Source organism: Sorangium sp. So ce375, from assembly GCF_051473855.1.
Lineage (GTDB): Bacteria > Myxococcota_A > Polyangia > Polyangiales > Polyangiaceae > Sorangium.
Map to the genome: position 1 here is coordinate 5444213 of NZ_CP150335.1, position 25569 is coordinate 5469781.

The following is a 25569-nucleotide window of genomic DNA, read 5'->3' on the forward strand; positions in this document are numbered from 1 at the left end:
GATCAGCCCGCGGACGCCTTCGCGCCGGGCGCCTTCCTGGCGAGCTCGGGGCGGTGGGGGGAGAACATGTCGATCGCCATCAGCCCGACGCCCACGACGATCGCGATGTCGGCCACGTTGAACGTCGGCCACACGAACGTCGAGGTGATCCGGACCTGGATGAAGTCGATGACGTACCCGTAGCGGATCCGGTCGACGAGGTTCCCGAGCGCGCCGCCGAGCACGAGCGGCAGCCCCCACCGGAGCGCGACCTGGGAGGGGTGGAGCTTGCGGTACAGCGAGACGATGAAGGCGATCGCGGCGAGCGAGACCAGCAGGAAGAACGGGCGGCGGATCGCCTCGCTCTCGTCGCCCAGGATGCCCCACGCCCCGCCGTGGTTCTTCGCGAAGATCAGGTTCAGGTGATCCTTGATCACCTCGATCTTCCGGAACGCGAGCGGCCGCGGCGCGGTGGCGAGATCCGTGAGCGCCTGCGGCTCCAACCGGTCCTTCGCCCACCACTTCGTGCCGAGATCGGCGGCCAGCGTGACGGCCGAGACGGCGAGCAGGAACACGTACGACGGGCGGTAGACCGGCTTGGCCGGCGCGACCACGTCGTCGGCGTCCCCCTCCTGCGAGGCGCCGCGCCCGTCGTGGTCGCGCTCGCCGGCGGCCAGCGGCTCGCCTGCCGGCGCGTTCACGGGGGCGGAGCGATGCGACTCCGCATCGGCACCTTCGGTCTCAACGGCAGCGTCTCGCGGCGTCGCGTCTTCAGTCATGCGGAGCGCGTTCCTGTACGACAAACCGAGCGCTCCGGCAAAGGCTTCCCGCCGCAGGCGCCGCCTCGAGCGTCTTTCACGTCTTGCGCGCCTTGCGCGTCTTGCACCGATTGCGCGTCTCGCCCGGCCCGCGCCGTACACCGCGCCTTCTGCACCGGCCGAGCCGCGCGCCTTCTGCTCCGGTCGAGCCGCCCGCTCGCGTCGCTCAGCTGGCCGGCGGTACAGGCGGAGGGGCCTCCGTCGATAACGGAGGGGCGGGGTCGCCTGGCGGGCCCTCCGAGGCGCCGCGAGCGTCTGGAGACGGCGCGTTTGCCGTTCGGGTGGCGGTGATCATGTCCTTGGACATCAGGATGACCCCCGCGACGATCGCGATGTCCGCCACGTTGAACGTCGGCCAGTGAAACTCCCGACCGCCGCGGATCACATACATGTCGATGAAGTCGATGACCCAGCCGTAGCGGATCCGGTCGACCAGGTTGCCCATCGCGCCGCCGAGCGCCAGCGCGAGCCCCCACTTCATCCCGGTCTGGTCCCTGTGGACGCGCCGGTAGATCGAGAAGATGAAGACCATCGCCGCGGCGGAGACGAACAGGAAGAACGGCCGCCGCAGGCCGTCCGGGAGCCCGCGCAAGAAGCTCCAGGCGCCGCCGGGGTTCTGCGCGAAGATGAAATCCAGGTGGTCCGGGATGATCGTGACGACCTTCGCGCCCGATCGCTTCGGGTCGAACCCGGCGAGGCGCGCGTGCGCCCACCCCTTCGTCGCCAGGTCGGCGGCGCACGAGACGAGCGCCACGACGGCCAAGAAGCCGAGCGAGGCGCGCTGCTCGCTGGGGAGGTCGTCGGGAAGGTGCGCGGCGGGCGACCCTTGCGGTGCGTCCGGGGACATCGTCTTCGCTTCTACGCGATGGCGCGGCGCGGAGCAAACGGCCTGGGGCGGTGCGACGCCCCCTCTTCCGCCTCTTCCGCTTTCCACCGTCGCCCGCGCCTCCGCCGCCGAACGCCGCGCCGGTTCACCTCCGGTTCAGGATCACCAGCGGGCGCTCCGGGGCGCGCGACCGCACCGGCGCCTTCTCCCGTCCGGGAGGATCGGCCGGAGCTTCCGGATCGACCGCCGGAGCCCCCTTCCTTCGCAGCGCGAGGTGCACCTCGCCGTATGCCTGGAGGGCCGCGCCGCGCTGCCGCTCCGTGGCCGCCGTGCGCCCCAGCGACTCGGCCAGCTGCGCCCGGCGCCCCGCGAGGTACGCGAGATCCCTCGCCTCGGCGAGCTCGTTCCCCCCGGCGAACGCGCGCTCCGCGCGCTCCATCGCCTCGCCGGCGCCGCGCAGATCGGCGGGCGCGAGCTCTGCCGCGGCGCTCGTCCGGGCGCGCTCGTAGCTCTTCCTTGCCTCGATGAGCTCCTTCGGCGGGAGCGGAGCGCTCGCGCACCCCAGGAGACCGCCGACGAGCAGAATGGTCACCGTCCCGTGATTGGTTCGCATGATTCCGCGCCTCCTCCGCGAGCCCTAGCGGATCTGCCGATGGATGGATTCGACCCCCTCGAGCGCCTCGTGCGTGCGGGCCTGGGCCCGCGCCTCGCGCGCGAGGGCGAGCGCGAGCTCCGCGTCCGCCTGCGCGCGCAGGAGCATACGCCGCGCCCGGTCGGGCACGCCGTCGGCCGACAGCCGCGTCGCTCGCTGCACCTGCTCCCGGGCGAGGCGGAGGTGGGCTTCCGCCCGCGGGTCCTCGTCGGCTCCGTCCTCCTCGGCAGCCCGGATCATCGCCTCCGACGCGCCGAGACGCTCGCCGAAGCTCGGAGCGTGCGCGGCGCACCCCGCCACCGACGCTCCGACGAGCGCCAAGAACACTGCGTTTCTCATGTGCGACACCTCGTTGCCAGCCCCGGGCGAGAGGTCGCCCGGAGGAGGCGGGTCAAAGAGCGGATGGGATCACCGACTCCGGATCTCCGTCGTCGATCGGCTCGTCCTCAGGCAACCAGCACACCAGGTCTTACGGCCCCGGGGCGGCGCCTGAGCGCGCCCGCGAGCGGCGCCGCCCTGCGTCCGTCGGTGCAGGAGGCATCACGACGACACTGAGACCGCACCTCACGCGCCGTATCCGCGCTTCCCATCCGTTGCGCGCAAACGAGCCATTCGCCGGAGCGCCCGTGTGCGGCGCGAGCAGCGACTGGACCACAGGAGAGCCCCAGACACCGGATCTCGTTCGAGGACGGGAGAGGCCCTCTCTTCGCTGTACGCCCGCCTGCCGCGGCGGCGCGCAGCGACCGCGTTCCGCGCCGGTCCGCCACGCCCGCCTGCCGCGCCGATCCGCCACGCCTGCCGCGCCGGCCCTTCGCCCACGTACCGCCCTTCCCTCACCGGCGTGCTGCCCCCTCACCCGCGTGCCGCCCTCCCCTCGCCGGCGGGCTCGGGCTGCCTGCCGCGATCCCGAACGCATGGATCATCGAAGATCCACACGATGTGCTCCTCGAGCCCGATCCGGTTGAGCGACACGGCGCATCTGTTTAGTATGCCTGCGTCATGCCGTCGCCCCCCTGGAAGATCGAGACCGGCGTCGAGACCGTCATCTCGTCGTGGCTTGCCTCCGGCTACGTCCGCCCTTGTTTCACCGCGGATCGCGAGCTGCCGCCGGCCGACGCGCGCACCTCGCCGATGCCCGACGCGCTCTCGCCGGCGCTCCGCGGCGCCCTGGAGCGGCGCGGCATCTCCCGGCTCTACGACCACCAGGCGCGGGCCTTCGCGGCCGCCCGCGCGGCGCCCACGATCCCGAGCGCCGCGGCGGAGCCGGCGCGGGCCGGGCGGCACGTCGTCGTCGCGACGCCCACCGCCAGCGGCAAGAGCCTCTGCTTCCATCTCCCGGTGCTCGACGCGCTCGCCGAGGGCGCCGCGTCGGGCCAGGGCGGCAGCGCGATCTACCTGTACCCGACCAAGGCGCTCGCCCGGGACCAGGAGGCCGGCCTGCACGCGCTCATCCGCGAGGCCGGGCTCTCGATCCCGGCGATCGTCTACGACGGCGACACGCCGGGCGACGCCCGGCGGGCGGCGCGCGAGCGCAGCCCCATCGTGATGACCAACCCCGACATGCTCCACGCGGGGATCCTGCCGCACCACGCGCACTGGGCGCGGACGTTCCAGCGCCTGCGCTACGTCGTGCTGGACGAGCTCCACACCTACCGCGGCGTGTTCGGGTCGCACGTCGCCCACGTCCTCGCCCGGCTGCGCCGGGTCGCCGCGTTCCACGGGTCGAGCCCGACCTTCCTCTGCGCGACGGCGACGATCGGCAACCCGCGGGCGCACGCCGCGCGCCTGCTCGGCGTCGCCGAGGACGAGCTCGAGCTCATCGACGAGTCAGGCGCCCCGCGCGGGCCGCGGCGCTTCTTTTTGTACAACCCGCCGGTGGTGAACGCGGAGCTCGGGGTGCGCGCCAGCACCCTGAAGAGCGCGGTGCGCCTGGCCGGGGATCTCGCCCGCGCCCGCGTGCCGACGCTTGTGTTCGGCCAGTCGCGCAACTCGGTCGAGATCATGCTGAAGTACCTGCGCGAGGGCGTCGGCAAGGAGATCGGGGCGGAGGACGCGATCATGGCGTACCGGGGCGGCTACCTCCCGGAGACGCGCCGGCGTGTCGAGCGGGGGCTGCGCGAGGGCGAGATCCTGTGCGTCGTGGCCACGAACGCGCTCGAGCTCGGCATCGACATCGGCGAGCTCGACGCGGTGATCTGCGCCGGCTACCCCGGATCTGTCGCGGAGACGTGGCAGCGCTTCGGCCGGGCGGGCCGGCGCGGCAAGACGAGCATCGCGGTCCTGTGCGCCACCAGCGCGGCGCTCGACCAGTACCTCGCGAGGAACCCGGCGTACCTGCTGGAGCGCGGGGCCGAGTCGGCCCGGATCGATCCGCAGAACACCGAGATCCTGGTGCAGCACCTCAAGTGCGCGGCGTTCGAGCTGCCGTTCCTCAAGGGGGAGCCCTACGCCGCGATGCCGCCCGACGACACCGTGGCGGCGCTCCGCTTCCTGCAGGACAACGGCGTCGTCCACGAGTCGAACGATCGCTTCCACTGGGCGACCGACGCTTACCCGGCGAACCACGTGAGCCTGCGCTCGGTGGGCTGGGACAACTTCGTCATCATCGACAAGGCCCATGGCAAGACGCTCGCGGAGCTCGACTGGCGCGCCGCGCCGACGATGCTCCACGAACAGGCCATCTACCAGCACGACGGCGAGCAGTACCAGGTCGAGCGGCTCGACTACGAGAACCACAAGGCCTTCGTGACGAAGGTCGTCCCCGACTATTTCACGACCGCGCTCACCCACCGGAAGGTGAGCATCCTCGACGAGAGCGCGGCCGCCCCGCTCGGCCGGGCGACGGCCGCCTTCGGCGAGGTGAGCATCGTGGAGAAGGTGGTCGGGTACAAGAAGATCAAGTTCTACACGCACGAGAACACGGGGTATGGCGACGTGCGGTTGCCCGACATCCAGATGCACACGACCTCGTTCTGGCTCACCGTGCCCGAGCCGCTCTGCGAGGAGCTCGGCCTCGGCCGCGCGACGGCCATCGACGGGCTGCGCGGGATCGCGCGGGCGCTCGAGACGGTCGCGACGCTCTCGCTCATGTGCGATCCGCGCGACATCGGCCAGACGCTCGAGGACGGGAGCGAGGCGCGGGAGGTCCCGGCCGGCGGAGAGGCGGCCGGGGTCTTCGATCCGACGCTGTTCCTTTTCGACAACGTGCCGGGCGGGGTCGGGCTCGCCGAGCGCATCTACGAGCAGCGCGACGAGCTGCTCGCGCGCACGCGGCAGCTCATCGCGGGGTGCGGCTGCGACGAGGCCGGCTGTCCGCTCTGCGTCGGCGCGACCGAGACCATCGACGCGAAGCGCAAGCGGGCGTCGCTCGGGCTCCTCGCGATCTTGCTCCACCAGGCGTGAGCTCTGAATCACGCCGCCGAGCGGCGGTCACCCGCTCTAGCTCCTTCTGACCGCGAAGCCGGCGAACGCCTGCATGACGGGCATCAGCTCCAGCCGGTTCACGTTGACGTGCTCCGGGAGCGTCGCGCACCAGACGACGGCCTCGGCCACGTCCTCGGCCGAGAGCGGCTTCACCCCCTGGTACACGGCGGCGGCCCTGTCCCGGTCGCCCTTGAAGCGCACCAGCGAGAACTCCGTCTCGGCGAGGCCGGGCTCGATGTCGGTGACGCGCACCCGGCTGCCCAGGAGGTCCGCGCGCAGGTTCAGCGAGAACTGCGCCACGAACGCCTTGCACGCGCCGTACACGTTGCTCCCCGCATACGGCGTCTCGGCCGCCACGGAGCCGATGTTGATGACGTGCCCCCGGTCGCGCGCCACCATGCCGGGCAAAAGCGCCCGGGTGCAGTGGAGCAGCCCCTTGATGTTTGTGTCGACCATCTGCTCCCAGTCGTCGGGATCCGCCGTGTGCGCCGGCGACAGGCCGATCGCGCCGCCCGCGTTGTTGACGAGCACCGACACCTCCGAGAGCTCCGCCGGGAGCTCCGCGATCGCCCGGTCCACCGCGGCCCGATCGCGGACGTCCAGCCGGACGAGGTGGACCGCTGCAGCCCGCGGCCGCCCGTCGTCGCTCGATGAGCCCGCTCCGCCCGTGAGCTCGGCGGCGAGCGCCTCCAGGCGCTCGTAGCGGCGCGCCGCGAGGACGAGCCGGGCGCCCAGGCCGGCGAAGCGGCGGGCGATGGCGGCGCCAAATCCAGCGGAAGCGCCCGTGATGAATACGACCGGCGCGGGATGGTTCGAAGCAGCGTGCATCATGTCCTGAGCGGACTTGTACCAGACGCACGCAGATCCAGCGACATCCACCTGGCTCTACCTCCAGGAGCACCCGGGCCACGTGTGCGATGGGCGCTCGTCGTGGACGTTTCGCCGCCGCTCGCGGCGATCGTGACAGCAATGTTTCGTGCAGAGGGGAACACCACGAGTCGATTTGTGCAATCGACCGCAGCGTCTCTGGAAGATGGAGCGCTGTCGCCTCTTTACCCCGCCCCTCGGTGCCATCTAGAGTCGGGGCACCGTGGAGAGCGCGCCATCGAGGGGAGTTGTTCTGGGGCGTTACGCCATCGGGCCGCGGGTGGCGCGCGGCGGGATGGGCGAGGTGTTTCGCGCGGCGGCGCTGGGGCCGGAAGGCGAGGAGGTCCCGGTCGCCATCAAGCGAATCGTCCCGATGCACGCCGGCAGCGACGATCTCAAGCAGCTCTTCATCGCCGAGGCGAGCATGATGACGCGCCTCAAGCACCCCAACATCGATGAGGTGCTCGACTTCGGCGTCGACGAGGCGGGCGACTTCTACCTTGTGCTCGAGCTCGTGTCCGGAACGGATCTCGGGCGCCTCTGCAAGGGGCTCTGGGCACGCGGGGAGTCCGTTCCGGTGCCGGTCGCGCTCTTCGTCGCCGCCCAGGTGCTCGAGGGGCTGGGTTATGCGCACGAGCGCTCGGCCGCCGAGGGGCGGCTGATGGTGCACCGCGACGTGAGCCCTGGAAACGTGCTCATCTCGCTGGACGGCGCGGTGAAGATCGCGGACTTCGGCGTGGCGATCGCCACGCGGGGCGACGTGGGGAACGCCGCCAGGCGCGATCTCGTCGGGAAGCCGAGCTACATGCCGCCCGAGCAGTTCGATGGGGAGCGCGTCGACGCGCGCGCCGATCTGTTCGCCCTCGGGGTGGTCCTCTTCCAGATGCTCACCGGGACGCGGCCCTTCGCCGGCAGCAGCGCCACCACGCGGATGGCGGCGGCGCGCGAGGGGCAGATGCTGCGAGCGAGCGAGCTGCGCCCCGAGGTGAGCCCCGCGCTGGAGGCGATCCTCGCGCGCGCGCTCGCGCCGCGCCGGGACGACCGGTTCCCCGACGCGCGCGCGATGCTGGAGGCGATCGGCGCGCTGCGCGAGGCAGGCCACGAGATCGGCACGCCGGAGGACCTCGGGGCGCTCGTGAGCGCGGCGCTGAAGGAGTCGCCGGAGTCGCGGCCGCCGGGCCCCCACACGCCCGAGCTCCCCGAGGACGACGACGACCTGGAAGGCGGGGAGCTGACGCGCGCCGACGCGGACAGCCCCTTCACCCTGCGCGCGACGCGGCGCCCCGGCGCAGCGTCGCAGGGGCTCGGCGGCGAGCAGGTGCTGGGCGCCGAGGGCGAGACGCTCGATGCGCGCGACGGCGTGGACGCGGCGCTCCCGGCGCCGTCGAGCGCCCCGCTGAGCGGCGGGTTCCACGCGGTGGCGCCGGTGTCCGGCGAGGAGAGCTCGCTCGATCCGCTCCTCGCGTCGGGCCATAGGGGGGCGGTCTCCTTGGCGCCGAGGTCGCGGGACGAGGTGCGGCCGCCGTCGTCGGCGCCGGGCGCGGTCCTGCCGCCCACCGGGGCGACGCGGCAGCGCCTGCTCGCGGGGGCGATCGCCTGCGTCGCGCTCGCCGGAATCGCGGTCGCCAGCGTGCGCGTCGGCGGCGGACCGAGCGTGGCTCCCTCCGCAGCAGCGCAGCGCGCCGCTCGTGCGGTGCACCCGCAGATCGCCGCCGCGGTGCATGCCGCGCTGTTGCCGCTGCGACGAGCGGCTTCCCCTGCGAGCCCCGCCGCGGGCGCCGTGCCGGCCGCGGGCGCCGCGACGGCCACCGGCGCCACCGAAGGCGCCACGCCGGCCGCCGGCGCTACCGAAGGCGCCACGCCGGCCGCCGGCGCTACCGAAGGCGCCGCGCCGGCCACCGGCTCCACCGCGGGCGCCGCGCCGGCCGCTGGCGCCCCGTGAGCCTCCCCTCGCTTGCGGCGCTCGACCCGCTCGGGTAGCAGCGCGGCATGCGACGCTCTCACGCCCTCCTCGCCCTGGCCCTCGCCACGCTCACCGGGTGCAGCGCCACGCCGCCCGCTGCTCCGCCGCCTCCGCCTGCTGCACCTCCGGCTCAGCCGAGCGCGGCGCCTGCCGCGGCGGCCGCCGCCCCAGGCGACGCGGTCGCCTCGGCGCCGTCGCAGGTCACCTCGGTCGAGGTGCCTGCTGCCGTGCGCGCCGTCGTCGATGCCGCCGATCGCGCCGACGCCGACCGGGCGCTCGATGCCGGTCGTAAGCCTGCGGAGACGCTCGCATTTTTCGGCATCCAACCCGGGATGAAGGTCGCGGAGCTCGCGGCGGGCGGCGGCTACTCGGCCGAGCTCCTGGCGCGGGCGGTCGGACCGGGAGGGATCGTCTATGCGCAGAACAACCGCTTCGTCCTCGAGCGCTTCGCCGAGAAGCCGTGGAGCGAGCGGCTCAAGAAGCCCGTGATGAAGCCGGTGGTCCGGGTCGACCGCGAGCTCGACGATCCGTTGCCGCCCGAGGCGCGAGATCTCGACGCCGTGTTCCTCGTCCTCTTCTACCACGACACGGTGTGGATGGAGGCCGATCGGGCCGCGATGAACCGCGCGGTCTTCCGCGCGCTCAAGCCCGGCGGCGTCTTCGCGATCATCGATCACGCCGGGCGCGACGGGACGGGCGTCACCGAGGTGAAGACGCTCCACCGCATCGAGGAGAAGGTCGTGCGCGAGGAGATCGAGCGGGCCGGCTTCCGGCTCGCGGCCGAGGCGACCTTCCTCCGGAGCGCCGCGGACACGCGCGACTGGAACGCCTCGCCCATGGTGGCGGGCGACAAGCGGGGCACGAGCGACCGCTTCGTCCTGAAGTTCGTCAAGCCCGGGGGCTGAGCGGCCGCGGCGGCCTGGCTCATCCGTGGCGGCGGGCGGGCGATGACGGCGCTCGCGAATCCGGTCCACCCTTCGGGGCGTGGGCGGCGCTCACCCGTCGGAGCGAACGCAGCGGGTGAGCCGCCGATCGCGGACCGTGTGGTCCTGCGATGCGCCGTTCGCGAAGTTGACGAGGACGGCCTTCTCCGCGCTGGCGATCGCAGGCGTCGACGACCAGAAGACGTCGGACGGCGTCCCCGGGAAGGCCTCCGGGTCGATCGCCGGCCCGGATCGCCGATCATCGACGATCGAGAGCAGCTCCTTCGCGCTCGGCAGCCGCCAGTCGCTCTTGCCGGCGATGGCGAGCTCCTCGCAGTGCGCGAGCGCGTCGCTCCAGATGAACCGGGTCTGGGAGGCGTGGCGCTGCCAGACGAGCCCCGTCGATTGATCGAGCACCGAGTCCTCGCCGATCGACAGCTCGGGCGGCGTGATCCCCTTCACGCCTCCGACGCACAGCGCCCGCGCGCCGGCCGTATCGTCCTTCGGGAAGAAGCCCAGGGATGCATCGCCGGCCAGCACGCCCCATGCGAACGAGCTGTCCGCGGCGACGTCGGTCACGGACCAGTAGAAGCTCTCTTGGGTGGACGTGAAGAAGATGTCTGGAAACGCCGTGGTATGGCCGAAATCCACGATGGAGACGAGCTCACGCCGCGTCGGCAGGCGCCAGTCCGAGAGGCCGCCGATGCCCTGGGCGCCGAGCGCCTCGCAGTGCTGCTGCGCGCCGACCAGCGTGAACATCCCGTTCTCCGCCACCTTTTCCCAGGTGAGCCCGGTGACCGAGTCCTTCACCGCGCCGTCGGCTTCTGTGTAGGAGGGGACGGCGATCTCGTAGTTCCCGTCCTGCCCGAAGAAGGGCGCCGAGGGTCCTGGGCACACCTCCAGCACGGCCGTCCCGTCCGAGCAGTGCGTCGTCGGCGAGTCCGGCCACGTCACCGGCACGGGCGGCGGCCCTCCGCCCGTCCCTCCGCCGGCGCCGCCACCGCCCATCGGCTCGCTGCCGCCGCCGCCTATCGGCTCGCTGCCACCGCCGCCGCCGGTCGTTCCCACGGAGCCGTTCCCGATGTGAAAGGGCTCTCCAACGCACCCTGCGAGCGTGATGGACTCCACGAGCAGCGCGGCCAACAGCCAGGTGAAGCGAAGGACGTGAGGGGTCTTGTTCGGCATGGGCAAGCGGCGGCGCCTGGAGAGGATCCGGGCCAGCAGCCTATCATCCACCGGGGCGCCGGGGTCGACTTCCTCGCACGCACCTCGCGCAGCAGCTCCCATCGCGGCCGCCTGCCGCTTCGTTCCCCCCGCGCGCCCGGCTGTCCGTGTCTGCCCTTGCGGCGCTCACGCCGCCCGCGCGGGCCGCCCGGTCCGTGAACGGGACGCGAGCAGGATAGAAGCACGACGCGCGGCGGAGAGTGGGTATGAGCCCACGCACCTCGGTGCCTCTCCGCCGCGACGATCTCTTCTGTTTCTGTCAGGTCCGGCGCCCGCTCCGCCTTTGCGGGCCGAGGGGCCGCCGCTTCACGGCGTCGTGAAGTCGACCTTCACCGTGTACGTGCTGGCCGAGTATCCCTGCACGAGGAGGAAGGCCTCCGACTGCCCTTCCGGGACCGTCAGCTCGCACGTCTCGTCCGCGCCGTCGAGGTAAGGCCGGCAGTCGAAGCTGCTCAGGGTGGGCTGCTCGCCGAACCGCACGTAGAGATCGGGATCCCCCGTGCCGCTCATCACGGCCTTGAAGGTCGTGCCCGGGACGACCGAGATCGGCCCGTGGGACGCCGTCTCGCGCCGCGCGACGCTGCCTTCGAAGCTCGTCGACGTCGCGGTGCCGCCGCCTTCGGGCGCCGCCGGCGCGGAGTAGCGCACCTCGATCTCATAGGTCGACGCCGTGAAGCCGTGCACCTTGACGAAGGCCCTCGTCTCGCCTTCGGGCACGTCGAGCGTGCAGGTCTCGTTGGCGTCGCTGAGGTAGGGCCGGCAATCGAACGATCTCGCCGTCGGCGCATCGCCGAACTTCACGAAGAGATCGGCGTCTCCGCTCCCGGTCATGGCGACGGTGAGGGTCGTCCCGGGCACGACCTCGAACCCGTCGGCGGGCCCCACCGTCTCGAACGCTCCCCGGTCGAGGTGGCCGCTGAAGTTCTCGGTGGTCGGCTTCCCAGTCGGCTCGCCGCCTCCGCCTCCGCCGCCTCCGCCGCCTCCTCCGTCGCCTCCTCCGTCGCCTCCGCCGTCTCCGCTCGAAGCGCCGTAGAGCGACTGGACGCCCGCGATGTCCTTCTCCGTGAGGACGAGCGTGCTGTCGCCGGTGCCGTTGCACTGGGGATAGTGCATGACGGACGCGCCGTCGTACTCGGTGAGGGCACGCCAGTTGTCGTCCTCGAAGCAGGTGCCGGACTCAGGACGGGTGTGCTCGTGCCGGAAGCCGAGGGTGTGCCCTAGCTCGTGGCGGAGAATGCCCGTGAGCGTGGGCCGGGTGCTGTCGAAGGCGGTCCCGTCGATCAGCACGTTCCGCGAGTACCGCGACTGGCCGGGGAAGAAGGCGCGCGCCAGGTACTGGCCGCCCGTGTTCACGGGGTTCACGTCGAACAGGACCCCGCTGGTGCTCGCCGTGCAGTTCGAGTCGGCAGATTCGACATGGATGAAGTCGACGTCGGTGACGTCCTCCCACGCCTTGACGGCATCCGCCATCGCAGTGACCACCGCCTCGTAGTTGCCCCCGAATCTCTGGCTCACGCAGTAGGAGAGGTTGCGCCGCTGCTCCGCCGTCCAGATGACGTCTTGCCCGCCCTCCTGGTTGACGATCAGCGCACCATCGCGCACATGCATCTCCCAGAACTCGCGCAGATGCTTGATATCTACGACCGGCGTGTCCCCGTTAACAATGTAGATGCCCGTGTCAGGCTCGCGGAACACCGTCCGCTCGAAGCGCTCAAATTGCAGCTGATTCGTGCCGACTTCCTCGGTGTCGGCGCCGCCGACGTCTGCCGAGCAACCGGCCGCGGCAGCGGTCAAACCAGCGATCACCAGAGCGAGCTTACGGGTGATCACATTGCTCTCTTGCGGCTTTGCAGGATGCATTTGGAGCTCCTTTCGGGGGTGGCGAATCACGCTGTCCACGCGAACTCGATGAGACCCAAATGCCTTAACCCGATTTGACCCTCAGTCGGATAGCCAAATCTGACCGCCGTTCATAAAAAGGGTTCACGAATGTAAAAAATTTCGAAGAGAGTGGACGAGGTTCTCACGTCACAGGAAAATTCTTTTCACACGCGAAATCAGCAGATCGTACCGAACAGATACACTGGAAAATAATACTCCGCGAGCTCCAGCAACGCGCACTTGCACATCGACAGGCATCAGGATCTCCCTGCCGATGTTGCGTGGATGAAAGCCTTGCCACGCACTCCTGCAACGCCATGGCTGCGGCACGGGCGCATGGGTGCAGCCGCAGGTGCAGCGGCGGCCGAAGACGCGCGACCACCTCGCGAACGCCGGCGCGGCCGGCGACGGAGGTCGACGAAGCGATCGCTGCGCGCCGCCGGTGTCGCGCAGGTCGAGCCTGGCGCGCGCAGCGCCGCGGCGTGCGGGATGAAGAAGAAAACGACGAGCGCCTGCGCCGTCGCGCCCTGCCCGGTGGACGGGATCGCCACCGATCGAGATCACACCCCGCGCGGCGCGCCGCGCGGGACGCTCACCCGCGCGCGGACAGGATCCGGCTGAACGCCTCGCCGACGGCGCCCGCGAGCTCGACCAGCCGGCGCGATCCGCTCGAGGGGTCGATGATCCGATCGGCGACCAGGATCATCGCGGGCCGGCCGACGACCTGTACGGCGACGGCGGCGACGTCGAGGCTCGGGTTGACCATGACGTCGAGCAACGGCGCGTGGGTGGGGGTGCCGGGGATCGGGCCGACGTAGAGGTGGGTCGCCACGGCCGTGGCGAGCACGCTCGGCTGATCCATCGGGAGGGTGAGCTTCCGCAGCGCCTCCTGGTCGCCGAACTCCGCGTTGCAGGCGAACCCACGAAAGACCCCGCGGTGCGCGGCGAAGATGGCGACGCGCAACGCGAACAGCCGCATCCCCCGGAGGGCGAGCCGGATGACGTCGTCGCGCGTGCGCGCGAGGTACAGGGCGTCGATGACGTCGCTCAGGTCGACGAACGGCTGCGGCGGCGGGTCGTCGTCGAGGGCATCGGTGAGCTCCGGCTCGGGCGCGGGGGGCAGCGCCGGGAGCCGCCCGGATCGCCTGCTCGACGGGGGCGCGGCGCCCTCGGGGCGACCTCCTGGACCGCCAGGCGACGGGACCTCCGCGCGCGGGTCGACCGAGCGACGGCGCGAGAGCGGCGCGAGGCCGGAGGGCGCGTCGAGCGGCAGCCGACCGACGCGTCGGGTCGAGGGCGCCGGCTCCCTCCCAGCGCTGTCCGGCGCGCGGTCGGGACCAGGCGAGGCCTGGGGCAAGATCGAGGCGAGCAGCTTGAAGGGCGGCGAGATCTCCACGGGCGGAGGCGGCGGGAACGAGACGGCGGGCGGCGGGGCCGCCGGCGCGCGCAGAGCCGCCGCCTGACGCCCGGTCGCTCCTCCGCCCGCGCCGCGCTCGGTGTCCGGTGGGCGGCGAGCGCTCGAGCGAGGGCCGCGCGCGCCAGGCGCCGCCTTGGCGTGGCGGAGCGGCAGGATCGGGTCCTCCTGCGCCGCAGGCGCGTCCGCCGACAGGGCGTGCCCGTTGTGCGCCGCCCTGCGGTGGCCTGGCTTGCCGCTCGGCGTCTCGACAAGGATCGGCTCGTCGAACGAGGGCACCGAGGCGCGCCGGATCAGCGGGATGGGCACGTCGCACGACGGCGGCGGCGGGATGGTCGACTGCGGCGCGCCGTGCGGAAACGCCGGGGTCGCGCGCCGCGCGCGGGAGGGGACCTGCTCCCGCTCGTCGAGCTCGAGGGCGCGGATGGCCTCCTCGATCGCCGTGACGGGCGCGCGGAAGATGCGCACCGGCGCGCCGAGGTGGAAGCTGAACTCGTCGGCGATGTGGCGGTCGAGCGGATCGGCCGCCGCGACGTCGACGGTGCCGGCGCCCGGATCGATGCGGATCGGGACGGCGCCGAGGCGGCGGCACATGGCGCGCGGCAAGCGCGCGACGAGCTCGCGAGCGCCAACGACCTGCCGGAGCGCGAGGCCGCCGTGGCGCTCGAGCTCCTCCTCGAGGGCGCGCTCGCTGATGGCGGCGCGATCGATGAGGGCGCGGGGGAACGGGATGCCCCGCAGGACCGCCACGAAGAGGGCGGCTTCGACCTCAGCCTTGGAGACGGCGCCAGCGGAGATGAGGAGGCGGCCCAGGTCTAGCGACACTCGCTGCACAATACCAGAAAGGACGCTGCCAGCGTGCTGCGCCCCGCGTTCGGTCGAGACGGACGCCGCGCCGTCGCGAGGACGGCTCGCCGGATCCGCCTGTAAGGAGATGCAGGCCCCCTGCATGAGGAGACAGCGGCGGCGTGAGGGTTCCGAGAGCCGCACCGCCTCGAGGTCACAGCGAGGCTGGGGAAGGCAGGAAGCCCGGAGTCGTCAGCGGGAGAACTGAAAGACCACCTCGCTCTGCCGCACGAGACCCAGGTTGTCGCGCGCGATCCTCTCCACGGCGGTCGGGTCGTCGCGCAGGCGCGCCACCTTGCCGCGGAGCGCCTCGATTTGCCGCCCGACCTCGGCATTCTCCTCCTCGACGTCGGCGAGCTCTCTCTCGAGCTCCCGCAAGCGAGGCAGCCCCTGCGGCGAGAAGATCATGATCGGGGCGCCCACGACGGCCACGATGAGCACCGCGATGGGGAGGGTCCGCTCCAGGAACTGCGCTAATCGACGCACAGACATCCGCTCGCACGTCACCTGCGCTCCTGTCAACTTTCCTCCAGGGTTCCTGCAACTCCGCGTTATCTTTCAGCTGGCCTCGCGGCCGGGCAGGCGCGGTGAGCACAGCCCCGCGCGCCGCGGCGATTTCGCCCACGTCGAGCGCCGCCGTCGCGCTGCGCGCCGCCGGAGCGCCCTTCAAAGCAGGGGAACGCCCGATGTCGCAGGAAGCCGCAAGCTTCGCTAGCATGACCCACGTCCCGCCGTCCGGTAGGTCCGCTGCGCGCGCAACGCCGGCACGAGGGCTCGGCCCGAGGAGTCCCATGTCCCTTGATATCGTCCGAGGCGAGCTCGAGCGCCTCTTTTCGCTCGATGAAATGATGGCCCTGTCGTCCGACCTCCTCGGCTTCAGCCCGGCCGAGATCGGGGGTAGCGCCTCCAAGGCCTCCTTCGCGCGCGCGCTCACGGATCATTGCGTGGAGCTCGACGCCATCGACGCGTTGATCGATGCCGTCATCGCCTCACGCGCGGAGGTCGATGCGCGCGTCCGCGCCCTCGGCGCCCATGGGCTCGGCCTGCCCGAGGAGATCGGGCCCGGCGAGGCGTTCGGCGACTACATCATCACGAGAAAAATCGGCGAGGGTCCCCGGGGGCTCGTCTACGCGGCGACCCGGGGGACCGAGCCGCGGACGCTCAAGGTGCTCCGGCGCGAGGCGGCGCGGGACGGCCGGGCGGTGCGCAGGTACCTCACCCACGTCCGCCTGGCCGCGCAGGTGCACCACGAGAACCTCGCGAGCGGCGTCGACGCAGGGATCGTGGGCGGCCGGGCGTTCGTGGCGTACACGCACGTCGACGGGCTGCCGCTCTCGGCGCGCCTCGCGCGCTCGGGGCCGCTCCACATCAACGAGGCGAAGCCGCTGCTCCGCGGGGTCCTGAGCGGCCTCGCCGCGCTCCACGAGCAGCGCCTCGTCCACGGCGCGCTCAAGCTCGAGAACGTCCTCGTGACCCGCGGCGAAGACGGGCAACCGCACCCCGTCCTCGTCGACATCGGCGGCGACCGCCTCGGCGCCGGGTGGGCAAGCCCTGAGCTCGTCAAGGCGGCCAGCCCCGAGCAGCTGCGCGGCGAGAGCGTCGGCCCCGCGACCGACCTCTACGCCTTCGGCGCGCTGCTCTTCGAGCTCCTCACGGGCAAGCCCGTGTTCTCGGGCGCCGCCGCGGTCGACATCGCCGTCGCCCACCTCATCGAGCCGCCGCCGTCGCCGAGCGCGGTCGCGCCGCGCGGCTGGGTGGGCAAGGACGCCGACGAGCTCTCGGGGCGCCTGCTCGCGAAATCGCCGGACGCCCGGCCGAGGGGGGCGCGCGCGGCGCTCGACGCGATCGAGCCGCTCGGCAAGCCGCAGCAGAAGGAGGCGGCGATCGACGACGCGCAGCTGAACGACCTCATCGATCGGCTCGTCGCGAGCCCGACGGACACGGAGCTCGCGCTCGCCGTCGAGGCGGCGGTCGATCGGGGGGCGGACCCGGGGCGCGTGGCCGAGGCGCTCGTGATGGCCTCCGAGCAGATCGACGCGGCCTCGGCGCCCGGCCAGGGCGACGACCAGGCGGCCGCGGCGAAGAAGCTCCTGCACTTCCGGGCCGCCAGGATCTACGAGAAGGGACGGCTCCACGACAAGGCGGAGGCGGTCTACCTGCGCCTCCTCGAGCTCGCCCCGGGCGACGACATCGCCTTCAGCGCGCTCGAGGAGCTCCGCAAGGCGCTGGGCAAGCACGAGGAGCTCGTGGAGATGCTCCTCCAGCGGAGCGAGCGCGCCGACGGCGCCGGGGAGCGCGCCCGGGCGCTGAACGAGATCGGGCACCTGTACGTGCGCGATCTCGACGACAAGGACCAGGGGGTTTTCGCCTTCGCCCAGGCGCTCGCCCAGGATCCGGAGCAGGACGCGTACGCCGTCGACCTGGAGCGCGCGGCCGGCAACGACATGAAGATCTGGTCCGAGGCGCTCCAGATCCTGAGCCAGGCGAGCACCGACGAGGCGATGCCGGCCGAGGCGAAGCTCGCGCTCTTCAACCGGCTCGGGCCCTGGTATGCGGAGAAGGTCGCGCGGGCGGACCTCGGGATCCCGTGCTTCCAGTTCGTGCTCGGGCTCGACCCCGCGAACGAGAAGGCGCTGGAGGGGCTCTCGCAGGTCTACCGCCGCGCCCAGCAGTGGCAGGAGCTCGTCCAGGTCCTGCTCTCGCGGGCCGATCGCGCCGCGACCCCGGGAGAGGCGCGCGACCTCCGCGCCTCGGCGGCCGATCTCCTCGAGACGAAGCTGAGCGACGCGGGCCGCGCGCGCGACCTGTACGAGCAGATCTTCACCGAGGACCCCGGGCACACGAGGGCCTGCGAGGCGCTGCTCAGGATCTACCGGCGCGCCGAGGACCACGCCGGCTACGCCAAGATCCTCGAGCGGCGCGCGGAGGCGCTGCGGGGCGAGGAGCGCGTCGACACGATGTGCAAGCTCGCCGAGCTCTACGAGGACCGCCTCGGCGATCTGGGCGAGGCGACGCGCCGCTACGAGGCGGCGCTCGAGCTCGATCCGGCCAGCCTGACGGCCCTGCGCGGGCTCGATCGCATCCACAGCCGCGCCGGGAGCTACGCGGCGCTCCTCGAGAACCTGCAGCGACAGATCGAGGTCAGCGCGACGCCGCGCCAGAAGATCAACCTCTACGAGCGGCTCGCCGGCATCTACGACGAGGAGTTCCTCGACCACGCGCGGGCGGCCGAGGCCCTCGAGGCGATCCTCGCGATCGACGGCGCCCACGAGGGCTCGCTCGCCGCGCTCGGGCGGCACTACCGCGCCCTCGATCGGTGGGAGGACGTGGTGGCCCTCTACGAGCGGCACCTCGGCATCGTGCCGGACGACAAGCGCCGGGAGGAGATCCTGCTCGCGATGGGGCGCGTGCTCCTGGAGCAGATCGGCTCGCCCGAGCGCGCCCGCAAGGCGTACGAGCGGGTGCTCGCGATCGATCCGCACCACGCCGGGGCGCTGGAGTCGCTGGCGCACGTGCGGGCGGCGACGGGCGACGCGGCGGCGGCGCTGAGCGCGATCGAGTCGCTCGCGGCGGCGGCCAAGACCGCCGAGAGCAGGGCCGATCTCTGGATCCGCGCGGCGAAGATGCTCGAGGAGAAGGGCGATCGGGACGGGGCGATCGAGCGCTACAAGATGGCCCTCGACGCGCAGCCGCAGAACGCGGGCGCGTCCTCGGCGCTGCGCGCGGCGTACCTCGCGCGGGGCGACGCGACGAGCGCCGTCGAGCTCATCGCGCGCGAGGCCGAGGTCGCGGAGGGCAACCTCGCCAAGGGCCGCCTCTACGGCGAGATGGCGCTCTTGCTCCGGGAGCGCCTCAAGGACGACGCGCGCGCCGTCGAGGCAGCGACGAGGGCGGTCGACCTCGATCCGACGAGCGTGCTGGGGCTCGTGATCTCGGGTGATCTCGCGTTCGAGGCGGGTCGCTTCCTCGAGGCGGCGCGGCACTACGAGCTGCTGGCGAGCCGGGTCGACGCCCTGCCGAAGGAGCAGGGGCTCAAGCTGCTCCTCCGCTACGTCGACGCGCTCGGCAAGACAGGATCGAGCGGCAAGGCGATCGGCACCGTGCAGGCGCTGCTCGCGCTCGCGCCGGACGACCCCGCGGCGATCTCGCGGGCCGCGAAGGTCAACCTCGACGCGGGTCGGACAGAGCAGGCCGCAGAGCTCTACGGCCGCCTCGTGGACCGGTTCGGCGCCGGCCTGCCGGGTCGCGAGCGGGCAGAGGCGCTCCTCGGGCTCGGCGAGGCGAGGCTCGCGGCCGGCGACCCGGACGGCGCGGTGGCCGCGCTGAACGACGCCGCCGATCTGCTCCCGGAGTCCCCTGCCCCGCTCGCCCTGCTCTCCCGGGTCTTCGAGGCCAAGGGGGACTGGGAAGAGGTCGTGCGCCTCAAGCACCGGCGGCTGGACGTGGTGACCGGCGAGGAGCGGAGCGCGATCCTGCTCGAGATCGGCGACCTGCTCGCGGCGCACCTCCACGATCGCGCGCGCGCCGCGAAGAGCTACGTGGCCGCGCTCGACGAGCGCCCGGACGACCGGAAGATCCTCACCAAGCTGATGCAGCTCTACAGCGAGGAGAAGGACTGGTCGAAGCTCATCGACATCGTCCTCAAGCTCGCCGCGAAGATCGACGACAGCCGGCAGAAGGCGAAGTACCTGCACACGGCGGCGATCGTGAGCGCGCGGCAGCTCGGCGATCTCGACCGGGCCGCCGCGTTCTACGACGAGGTGCTGGCGCTCGACCCGTCCCTCACGCGGGCGCTCGCGGAGGCGATCGAGCTCCGCGGCGAGAAGGGCGACCACGAGGAGGTGGAGCGCCTGCTCAAGGTCGAGCTCGACCGAGCGACCGAGGAGAACGACACGGCGAAGATGCTCGAGACGTTCGACCGGCTGGGCGCCCTCTACAAAGACAAGCTCGGCTGGACGAGCGAGGCGATCGACGCCTACGAGGCGGCGCAGACGCTCGATCCGGACAGCGAGGAGCGGAACGAGCTCCTGGCGAACCTCTACGCGAGCAACCCGGCGGAGTACCTGGACAAGGCGGTGGCCGCGCAGATCCCGATCGTAAGGCGCAACCCGTACAAGCCGGACGCGTACCGGCTGCTGCGGAAGCTGTACACGGAGGCGAAGCAGGCCGACGCGGCCTTCTGCCTCTGCCAGGTGCTTTGCTGTCTGAGCGCCGCCGAGCCGGACGAGGAGCGCTTCTTCCGGCGCCTGCGCCCCGACACGGCCGCGGCCGCGCAGCAGCCGCTCGACGACGACGCATGGGCGACCGGGCTCGTCCACCCCGACGCCGACCCGCTCCTGACCTCGGTCTTCGGCGTCATCGAGCCGGCCGTGCTCAGGAAGAACGGGCAGCCGCTGGAGGCGCTCGGCTACCAGCTCGCCTACCAGCTCGATCTCTCGCGCCACCCCTACCCGATGTCGCAGACGCTCTACTACGCCGCGGGTGTCCTCGGCCTCGAGCCGCCGCTCACGTTCCAGGACCCGAACGACGGCGGCGGCGTCTCGTTCCTCCACGCGCACGTGCCGGCGATCGTGCTCGGCGCCGCGGCGCTCCAGATGGACCTGCCCACGCAAGCCGCCGCGTTCATCGCCGCCCGCCACCTCACGTACTACCGGCCGGGCATGTACCTCCGCCACCTGGTGCCGACGGGCACTGGCCTGCGCGCCTGGCTGTTCGCGGCGATCAAGCTCATCTCGCCCACGTTCCCGATCACGAAGGAGCTGGAGGGGCCGGTGATGGACGACCTGGCGGTCCTGGAGCCCATCCTCGTCGGGCCGGCGCGCGATCAGCTCGCGAGCGCCGTGACCAAGCTGCTCCAGGCCGGCGCCATCGACCTGAAGCGCTGGGTGTCCGGCGTCGACCTGACGGCCGACCGCGCGGGGTTCCTCCTCGCCAACGACCTCGAGCTGGCGCAGGAGATGATCAAGGCGGCCGACGAGGCGAGCGCCGCCGTGCCCCAGAAGGAGAGGCTCAAGGAGCTCACGCTCTACGCGGCCAGCGAGGAGTACTTCGCCATCCGCCGGCGGCTCGGCATCAACATCGACAGCTGAGCTCCGGGCCTCGGCCGCCTCGGGCTCGCTCCCGCTCGGGAATCACGCGGTACACGCGCCGGGACCGCCGCGAGCCGGGCCTGGCGGGGCGGGTGCACTGGATCATCGACGATCCAGCGGCGGCATGTCGCTTCCTGCCCACTTCCGCACCGGACTGGTTGACGGATAAATCCTCAAATTGCTAGGCTGCTGGCCGGCATTAGGCCCTTTCGATCGTATGTTAGCTCGCCGCAGCGTGGCAGCGGGCAGCCTGAGCGATTGTGTGAAAGCACGCCCATGGCGGCAAAGAAGACCCGAAAAACTTCGAAAAAAGACCGGAAGAGAGCGACAAAGGCGAGCGCGGCAAGCTCGAGGCGAGCTGCCTCGACAGCGCGGACGCGGAAGGCGAAGCCTGCCGCCCGCTCTGCTGCCCGCAAACCGAAGCGGAAGGCCGCGTCCTCTCGTCCTGCTGCGCGACGCACCGCTGCCGTAAAGGCGGCAAAGCGCCGAAAAACCACGACGAAACGGGCAACCGCCCGCAAGTCGGCGGCCCCGGCGCGGCGCAAGGCGGCGCGCACACCGGCGCGGGCAACCCGTACGGGCGCGAGGAAAAAGGCGGCGGTGGGGAGGGCGAAGAAGGCCACCCGCGCGGCCGCCAAGCGAACCAGCGCTTCCAAGGCGAAGAAGGCAGCGGCCAGGACGAAGGCCAAGTCGACGCGCGCCGCCGCCAAGCTGAGGACCACCAAAGCCAGGGCGAAGGCCAGGGCGACGAAGGTCAAGGCGAGGGCGGCGAAGGCCAGGGCGACGCGGGCGAAGACGGCGAGGGCCAAGGCCACGAAGGCCAGGGTGACGCGCGCCAGGGTCGCGAAGCCGAAGGCGGCGAAGACCAGGGCCGCGAAGACCAGGGCCGCGAAGACCAGAGCGGTCGCCGGGCGGACACGCAAGGCGAAGGCCGCAAAGGCGAAGACCGCGCGGGTCAAGGCCACGAAGCCGAGGCTCGTGCGGGTCAAGGTCGCCAAGCCGAGGCTCGTCAGGAGGAAGATCGCGGCCCGCTCCGAGAGGGCGATCGAGGCGCCGGCGGCGGAGCCGACGAAGCTCCGCAAGAAGAAGCTGCTGCAGCTCGACGAACCGCCGAAGCTCAAGGAAAAGCTGAAGCTGAAGGACAAGCTGAAGCTGAAGGACGGCAGGGAGCAGGCCGAGCCGGTCGAGGCCGAGCGCCCGCGCCGGGCGAGCGACAGGCCGCAGCGCGCGAGCGAGAAGCCGGTCGCCGACAAGAAGAGCGTGCGGCCGGGCGGGGCGAAGGGGAAGAGCGCGGGCGCGCCGATCGAGCGCCGCCGCGTTCCGCTCCGGGAGGCGCCGCGGGTCGTCACCCTGCCCCTGCCGATGCTGCCGCCGCCGCGGCGAGCCACCATCGAGGAGCGCAGCGCGATCATCGAGCAGCGGTTGAACGCCCAGTCCGAGGACTTCCGGCGGCGCTACATCGACAGCCTCGATATGTCGTGGATTTACCACGACAGCGCGCTCGAGGGGGTGGTCTACACGTTCGACGAGCTGCGCGCGGCCCTCGCCGGCCCGGCTCCGCTCGTGACGGACTCGAGCCTTCAGCCGACGTACGATGACATCCGGCGGCACAAGGAGGCCATCGCGTACGTGCGCGAGCAGGGCGAGAACAAGCGCGCCCCGATCACGCTCGACTGCATGAAGAAGCTGTACCTGATCCTCCATCCGGAGGAGGGGGATCTCAAGACGGTGAAATACCGCAAGGATATCCCCCAGCACCGGCTCTACTTCCACGAGTACGCTCCGCCGGACAAGATCGCCTACAAGGTGCGTCAGATCATCGACTGGCTGAACGATCCCGAGACGCGCAAGACGCGGAACGGCATCCGGATCGCGGCGCGCGCGCACTACGATCTGCTGCGGGTCTATCCGTTCCCGAACGACAGCGGCAAGGTCGCGAGGCTGTTCATGAACATGCTGCTGCTCCGCACCGGCCTGCCTCCGTCGATCATCCACTCGACCGAGCGGCAGCGCTACTACGAGGCGCTGAAGGGCTCGGCGACGACGGTGCTGCAGATGGTGCAAGAGTCGGTGGAAAACGCGCTCGCAAGCGTCGAGAAGCTCCTCGATGAGCATGAGACGCGGAAGCGCGCCTTCGTCAGCTGAGACGGCGGAGGGCGGTCGCGCGCGAGACCTCGTCCCGGCTGGGCGGGGCGCGCGCCGACCGCCCGAATCCGGCGCTGTCCGCGCCGCAGGCCGCCACCGGGGCGAGCGCGGCGCCGCTCCGGTGAAGCGGCCGAACAAGGCCGCATCCGCGGCGGCAGAGACGCGCGCGCCAAAGCCCAAGAAGGCGGCCGCGGTCGTCGACGCGGCTCAGCCGACGCCAGCCCGCGCGCGGTCGAGCGCACCGCAAGCCACCTTCGCGCGGCTTCGCGCGCTGCACCCCGACGCCCACTGCGAGCTGAATCACAAATCCTCGTTCGAGCTGCTCGTCGCGACGGTGCTCAGCGCCCAGACGACGGACGTGCTCGTCAACAAGGTGACGCCCCACCTGTTCGGCGCGTATCCGGACGCCCGCGCGCTCGCCAGCGCCGATGCCGCCGAGGTGGGCGCGCTCCTTAGGCGGCTCGGGATGGGCATGTTCAACCAGAAGGCGAGGAACATCGTGGGGCTCGCGCGGGGCCTCATCGAGCGGCACGGCGGGGAGGTGCCGAGGACGCTCGCGGAGCTCGTGAAGCTGCCTGGCGTCGGGCGCAAGACCGCCAATGTGGTGCTCGGCGTCGCCTTCGGAGCGCCGGAGGGCGTCGTGGTCGATACCCACGTGCAGCGCCTGTCGCAGCGGCTCGGCTGGACGACGAGCGACAAGCCGGACCAGATCGAGCGCGACCTCGCGGCGCTCTTCCCGCGGCGTGACTGGGACATGCTGTCCCACACCCTGATCTTCCACGGCCGCCGGATCTGCTTCGCGAGAAAGCCAGCGTGTGGAGGCTGCGGGATCAGCGACGCGTGCCCGAGCGCGTTCCACGCGGAGAACGTGGGGCGCAAGCCGCCGCGCCGCCGCGACGCGGCGCCGTGAGCGTCATCCACGCTGTGCGCATTGCTGGGTGTCGAGCGCACAGACGGACGGTGGAAGCAGGCAAGCGCGGCTCACCGTCGCTCGGCCCGCCCAGCGAGCTGTTTGTCGCGCTGACGCCGACGACGCGGGATAGCCTTGGGCGAATGAAGGCCTCGCACACGATCCTCGCCCTTGCCTGCTTCTTCACTGCCGCGTGCAGCCCTCAGGAGGACGATCTCTGCGACTACAAATGCGACTGCGAGGGGTGCAGCGACCGCGAGTACGGCGACTGCCTCAATCGCTACGATGACAGGTATGCAGACGCCGATCGCCGCGACTGTGTCGACCGGTACGACGATCTCCTCGCTTGCGAGGACGATACCTGGAGCTGCGACGGCGATAAGTGGAGTACCTCCTGCAAGTACGAGAGGGAGGCGCTGGATCGGTGCATCGACTAGAGCTGCCGCGCGCTCGCCCGGTGACAGCCACCCGGCCCCCTCGCCGCTGGCTCAGGTCCCGCCGCCCGGCGCCGCCGCGCCGGCGGGCGTGACGGCGCCCGCGCTGCGGAACGCCTCGACGAGCCGCTCCGACGCCGTGTAGGGGTCGACCTCGCGCCGCGCGACGGCGTGCACCGCCGCATCGAGCGCGGGACCGAGCGCGGCGACCGCGGCGTCGGTGAGCGCGTCGCGGAGCTGCACGTGCATCGCCTCGCGCAGGCGCGCGTCACGGCGCGCCGCGCCGGCCTCGGTCCCGAACAGCCACGCCCGGTGCCCCTCCAGTTTGTCTACGAGCGCGGCCACGCCCTCGTTCCGCGTGGCCACGGTCCGGGCGATCAGCGGCTCCCACGGCCCTTCGACGGGCGCGTTGCCCGGCGGTGGCGACCCCGGCGCGCGGGCGTGGAGCGCCGCGGCGCTGTGCCCGCGCGCCCGCCCGGAAGCCGCGGCGACCTCGCCCCCGAGCGCGATCATGAGCTCCAGATCGCGCACGGCCGCGTCGGCCCCGTCCCTGTCGGCCTTGTTCACGGCGAAGACGTCGGCGCACTCCAGGATGCCCGCCTTGATCGCCTGCACCTCGTCGCCCATCCCCGGCGCCGCGACGACGAGGGTCGTGTGCGCCATGCGCGTGATCTCGAGCTCGTCCTGCCCCACGCCGACGGTCTCGACAAGCACGACGTCCGCGCCCCACGCGTCGAGCACCCGCACGACGTCCACGACCGAGCGCGACAGCCCGCCGAGGGCGCCGCGGGTCGCCAGCGACCGGATGAACACATCGGGATCGCCGAAGTGGGCCTGCATGCGGATGCGATCGCCAAGGATGGCGCCGCCGGTGAACGGGCTCGTGGGATCGACCGCCACCACGGCGATCCGGCGATCCTGCCCCCGGAACACGCTGATCAGCCGATCCGTGAGCGTGCTCTTGCCTGCCCCCGGGTTCCCCGTCACGCCGAGCACCCAGGCGCGGCCGGTATGAGGGAACAGATCCTTCAGGATCACGGCATGGTCGCCGGCCCGGTCGTCGACGAGCCGGCAGACCCGCGCCGTGGCGCGCATGTCGCGGGCGAGGACCTTCTCTGCGAGCGGATGCACGCGAGCGGCTTAGGCCCGGCGATGCCGGGACACAACCGGCCCGC

Annotated in this window: 18 protein-coding genes; 7 read left to right on the forward strand and 11 right to left on the reverse strand. The window is 71.9% G+C overall.

Features of this window, described 5'->3' with window-relative positions:
• Positions 1–2: 2 nt before the first annotated feature.
• The 4 genes from lspA (WME90_RS20215) to WME90_RS20230 all read right to left on the reverse strand — a co-directional run bounded on the left by lspA (WME90_RS20215) (position 3) and on the right by WME90_RS20230 (position 2614).
• Positions 3–680, reverse strand: coding sequence for a signal peptidase II (gene lspA, locus WME90_RS20215; protein ID WP_437282799.1), 678 nt, complete (start codon positions 678–680; stop codon positions 3–5).
• A gap of 283 nt (positions 681–963) precedes the next feature.
• A complete protein-coding gene (gene lspA / locus WME90_RS20220) occupies positions 964–1644 on the reverse strand; it encodes a signal peptidase II (protein ID WP_437282800.1) in 681 nt (226 codons plus the stop codon).
• Between the two features lie 124 nt (positions 1645–1768).
• Positions 1769–2236: a DUF4398 domain-containing protein gene (locus WME90_RS20225; protein ID WP_437282801.1), complete on the reverse strand. Its 468-nt coding sequence runs from the start codon at positions 2234–2236 to the stop codon at positions 1769–1771.
• Between the two features lie 24 nt (positions 2237–2260).
• Positions 2261–2614 (reverse strand): DUF4398 domain-containing protein, encoded by a 354-nt coding sequence (locus WME90_RS20230; RefSeq protein WP_437282802.1) that lies wholly within the window; start codon positions 2612–2614, stop codon positions 2261–2263.
• A 660-nt stretch (positions 2615–3274) separates the two neighbouring features.
• Between WME90_RS20230 and WME90_RS20235 the strand changes: the two genes are divergently transcribed.
• A complete protein-coding gene (locus tag WME90_RS20235; RefSeq protein WP_437282803.1) occupies positions 3275–5677 on the forward strand; it encodes a DEAD/DEAH box helicase in 2403 nt (800 codons plus the stop codon).
• 36 nt (positions 5678–5713) lie between these two features.
• Here WME90_RS20235 and WME90_RS20240 read toward each other — a convergent pair whose 3' ends face one another.
• Positions 5714–6529 carry an SDR family NAD(P)-dependent oxidoreductase gene (locus WME90_RS20240; RefSeq protein ID WP_437282804.1) on the reverse strand — a complete coding sequence of 272 codons (816 nt, stop codon included), beginning with the start codon at positions 6527–6529 and terminating at the stop codon, positions 5714–5716.
• A gap of 316 nt (positions 6530–6845) precedes the next feature.
• Between WME90_RS20240 and WME90_RS20245 the strand changes: the two genes are divergently transcribed.
• Positions 6846–8507 (forward strand): protein kinase domain-containing protein, encoded by a 1662-nt coding sequence (locus tag WME90_RS20245; protein ID WP_437282805.1) that lies wholly within the window; start codon positions 6846–6848, stop codon positions 8505–8507.
• A 47-nt stretch (positions 8508–8554) separates the two neighbouring features.
• On the forward strand, positions 8555–9433 hold the full coding sequence (locus WME90_RS20250; protein ID WP_437282806.1) for a class I SAM-dependent methyltransferase: 879 nt from the start codon (positions 8555–8557) through the stop codon (positions 9431–9433).
• Between the two features lie 90 nt (positions 9434–9523).
• Here WME90_RS20250 and WME90_RS20255 read toward each other — a convergent pair whose 3' ends face one another.
• The 4 genes from WME90_RS20255 to WME90_RS20270 all read right to left on the reverse strand — a co-directional run bounded on the left by WME90_RS20255 (position 9524) and on the right by WME90_RS20270 (position 15308).
• Positions 9524–10636, reverse strand: a complete 1113-nt coding sequence (locus WME90_RS20255) for a DUF1566 domain-containing protein (protein WP_437282807.1) — start codon at positions 10634–10636, stop codon at positions 9524–9526.
• 345 nt (positions 10637–10981) lie between these two features.
• Positions 10982–12535, reverse strand: a complete 1554-nt coding sequence (locus tag WME90_RS20260) for a pre-peptidase C-terminal domain-containing protein (RefSeq protein WP_437282808.1) — start codon at positions 12533–12535, stop codon at positions 10982–10984.
• A gap of 613 nt (positions 12536–13148) precedes the next feature.
• Positions 13149–14795 carry a hypothetical protein gene (locus WME90_RS20265; protein ID WP_437282809.1) on the reverse strand — a complete coding sequence of 549 codons (1647 nt, stop codon included), beginning with the start codon at positions 14793–14795 and terminating at the stop codon, positions 13149–13151.
• Positions 14796–15008: 213 nt separating this feature from the next.
• Complete coding sequence (locus tag WME90_RS20270; protein WP_437282810.1) at positions 15009–15308, reverse strand: FtsB family cell division protein; 300 nt, start codon at positions 15306–15308, stop codon at positions 15009–15011.
• 299 nt (positions 15309–15607) lie between these two features.
• Between WME90_RS20270 and WME90_RS20275 the strand changes: the two genes are divergently transcribed.
• Complete coding sequence (locus WME90_RS20275; RefSeq protein ID WP_437282811.1) at positions 15608–20905, forward strand: protein kinase domain-containing protein; 5298 nt, start codon at positions 15608–15610, stop codon at positions 20903–20905.
• Positions 20906–21078: 173 nt separating this feature from the next.
• On the opposite strand, the gene WME90_RS20280 is transcribed toward WME90_RS20275, so the two are convergent.
• Positions 21079–21903: a hypothetical protein gene (locus WME90_RS20280; protein WP_437282812.1), complete on the reverse strand. Its 825-nt coding sequence runs from the start codon at positions 21901–21903 to the stop codon at positions 21079–21081.
• On the opposite strand from WME90_RS20280, the gene WME90_RS20285 reads away from it, so the two are divergent.
• The 3 genes from WME90_RS20285 to WME90_RS20295 all read left to right on the forward strand — a co-directional run bounded on the left by WME90_RS20285 (position 21884) and on the right by WME90_RS20295 (position 24397).
• Positions 21884–23050: a Fic family protein gene (locus tag WME90_RS20285; protein ID WP_437282813.1), complete on the forward strand. Its 1167-nt coding sequence runs from the start codon at positions 21884–21886 to the stop codon at positions 23048–23050. The genes WME90_RS20280 and WME90_RS20285 overlap by 20 nt on opposite strands.
• A gap of 121 nt (positions 23051–23171) precedes the next feature.
• Positions 23172–23960 carry an endonuclease III gene (gene nth / locus WME90_RS20290; protein ID WP_437282814.1) on the forward strand — a complete coding sequence of 263 codons (789 nt, stop codon included), beginning with the start codon at positions 23172–23174 and terminating at the stop codon, positions 23958–23960.
• A 143-nt stretch (positions 23961–24103) separates the two neighbouring features.
• Positions 24104–24397: a hypothetical protein gene (locus WME90_RS20295; RefSeq protein WP_437282815.1), complete on the forward strand. Its 294-nt coding sequence runs from the start codon at positions 24104–24106 to the stop codon at positions 24395–24397.
• Positions 24398–24448: 51 nt separating this feature from the next.
• On the opposite strand, the gene meaB is transcribed toward WME90_RS20295, so the two are convergent.
• A complete protein-coding gene (meaB, locus tag WME90_RS20300; protein ID WP_437282816.1) occupies positions 24449–25525 on the reverse strand; it encodes a methylmalonyl Co-A mutase-associated GTPase MeaB in 1077 nt (358 codons plus the stop codon).
• Between the last annotated feature and the right edge of the window lie 44 nt (positions 25526–25569).